The organism is Mesorhizobium sp. M8A.F.Ca.ET.021.01.1.1, from assembly GCF_003998025.1.
Taxonomy (GTDB): Bacteria; Pseudomonadota; Alphaproteobacteria; order Rhizobiales; family Rhizobiaceae; genus Mesorhizobium.
In genome coordinates this window covers 1-2,303 of the sequence record NZ_RZSJ01000771.1, presented here as the reverse complement: position 1 = coordinate 2,303, position 2,303 = coordinate 1, and the positions used below count along the sequence as shown (strand labels likewise).

Annotated in this window: 2 protein-coding genes; both read right to left on the bottom strand. The window is 63.7% G+C overall.

Annotated elements, in window-relative coordinates; all coding sequences use genetic code 11:
- Positions 1-914: ABC transporter permease subunit (locus tag EOA36_RS33610; RefSeq protein WP_145969463.1), on the bottom strand; the 914-nt coding region annotated here is incomplete at its 3' end.
- Positions 915-1,006: 92 nt separating this feature from the next.
- Positions 1,007-1,993, bottom strand: a complete 987-nt coding sequence (locus EOA36_RS33605; RefSeq protein WP_127281029.1) for an ABC transporter substrate-binding protein — start codon at positions 1,991-1,993, stop codon at positions 1,007-1,009.
- Between the last annotated feature and the right edge of the window lie 310 nt (positions 1,994-2,303).

The following is a 2,303-nucleotide window of genomic DNA, read 5'->3' as shown; positions in this document are numbered from 1 at the left end:
ATGCCGGCCTGGACGACCGGCCGCCAGCGGCCGAGCTCATAAGGTTCGGACGGCAGCGATGTCGAGGAAATACGGTAGTCGCGGCGACGGCTCATCCCCTCCTGGGCGAGGATGCCGGCCATGGCGATGATGCCGATCAGCACCGACAGAAACGCGGTCTCGCCGAGCACCGCCGGACCGCCGCCGGCCAGCTTCTGATAGATGAGCGTCGGCAGCACGAGATAGTTGGCGGGAATGCCGAGAAACGCCGGAATGCCGAAATTGCCGACACAGGAGACGAAGGCAAGTGCGGCCGCCGCCATGATCGACGGCGTCATCAAGGGCAGCACGATGGTGACCAGTACGGTGAACCAGTTCGCGCCGCCGGCGCGCGCCGCCTCGACCAGTTCGCGCGGCAGCTTGCGCAGGCCGGCACGCACCAGCAGGAAGACCAGCGGGCCGTATTGGACGCCAAGCAGCAGGATGATGCCCGAGGTCGAATAGAGCAGGTTCTTCGTGCCGAGCGGCGGCGCTGCCCCGAACAGTTTTAGGAACGGGCTCGCCGGGCCGAACAGTTGCAGCCAGGCCAGCGCCGTCACCTGCGGCGCGATCAGCAGCGGCATGACGTAGCAGAGCACCAGGGCGCTTCGGCCACGTATGTCGGTCAGCGAGACCAGCACGGCCACCAGCGTGCCCGACAGCACAGCCAGAAGAGTGCCGCCAATGCCGACGACCAGCGTGTGCCAGGTCGCGATCCAGGTTGCCGGGCTTCTCAGCCCGGCCTCCACGGCCACGGTCGTCAAGACGCCGCCGGGTGCCGCGATCTCCTTGACGAGGCGCAGCATGGGCAGCAGCGAAAGCAGCACAATGACGACGGCAACCGCCGCCGTCAGGGCCATTTCCTGGCCCCGGCTTTCCCTGATTCGTGCCGACATGATTGGTTTCCTGGGATCGGTCGATCGATTCGATCACGTTTCGCCGGAACTGGCGAGATGCCGTGGAAACGGCATCTCGCCTGACTGTCGGCTCAGCCGCCGAACAGTTCCGAGAACTTTGCCTTGTCGGCGTCAGTCTTGGCAACAATGGCCTTGGTGTCGAACGGCATCACCTTGATTTTGACGCCTTCCGGCAGCCAGTCGGGACGGCCGACCGAGGCGCGCGCCGGCAGATAGCCCATCGACAGCGCCAGCTTCTGGCCTTCATCGGACAAAATGAAGTCGACGAATTTTTTCGCGCCATCGACGTTCTTGGCGGTCTTCATGATGGCGACCGGCTCGGTCACGGCAGGCACGCCTTCGCTGGGGAAAACGAACTCGACCGGCGAGCCCTTCTTCTTGGCGTTCATCGCCATGAAGTCGACGAGGATGCCATAGGGCTTCTCGCCCGATGCCACCGACTTCAGCACCGCGCCATTGCCGCGCACGCTGACGGTGCTGTTGGTCTTCAGCTTCCGGAAGAAATCCCAGCCATAGTTAGCGTCGCCGACAAAGCCCGAAAGCAGGTAGGCGGCAGCGCCCGAATAGAGCGGGCTCGGCATGACCAGGCCGTCGGCATAGGCCGGCTTGGCAAGGTCTGCCCAATGCTCCGGCTTTTGCGCGGCCGCGGTGTTGTAGACGATGCCGGTGGTGATCAGCTTGCTGCCGAAATAGGTCTTGTCGGCGTCATAGGCATCCGCATCGATACCGTCGAGCTTGGCCCCGGGATAGGCCATCAACCGGTCATCCTTCTTCAGCAACTCCATCGAGACCGCGTCGGCGATCAGGAGCACGTCGGGCTGCGGGCTGCCCGCGGCGAATTCGGCCGCCATCTTGGTCAGGATGTCGCTGGTTCCCGAGCGATAGATGGTAACGTCGATGCCGGGCTGCGCCTTCTTGAAGGCATCCACGGTCTTGGCCGCGTCCGCCTCGGGTTGGGATGTGTAGAGCGTCAGCGTTTCGGCATTTGCCACGCCGGCAAACAAAGTTGCGGCGAGCGCCAGCTGGCTGGCCAGCAGCTTGATGAATAGCGCCTTCATGAGACCTCCTGATCCTGTCTGTGCATGAGCGGACCGGCATCCTGGCCGGTTTCCATATTCTCCCTGCACGGCCCATATGACTGGTGGATGACACTGAGTGTCAGCGCCCGGATCAGATCGCATTCATCAGGAAAGAGAGGCTGTCTGGCAGCCTCGAGTGGGGCCGGGAAGGCCCCGGGCACAGCGCAACGAATGGAGCGGGAGGCGGGCTCCTGCTGTCAACCCGCTTTCCGCTGCCGGCATACTCCGAAGGCAGCGCGGAAAACCGTTCAGACCAGCATGCCCATCGGGTTCTCGATCAACTTCTTGA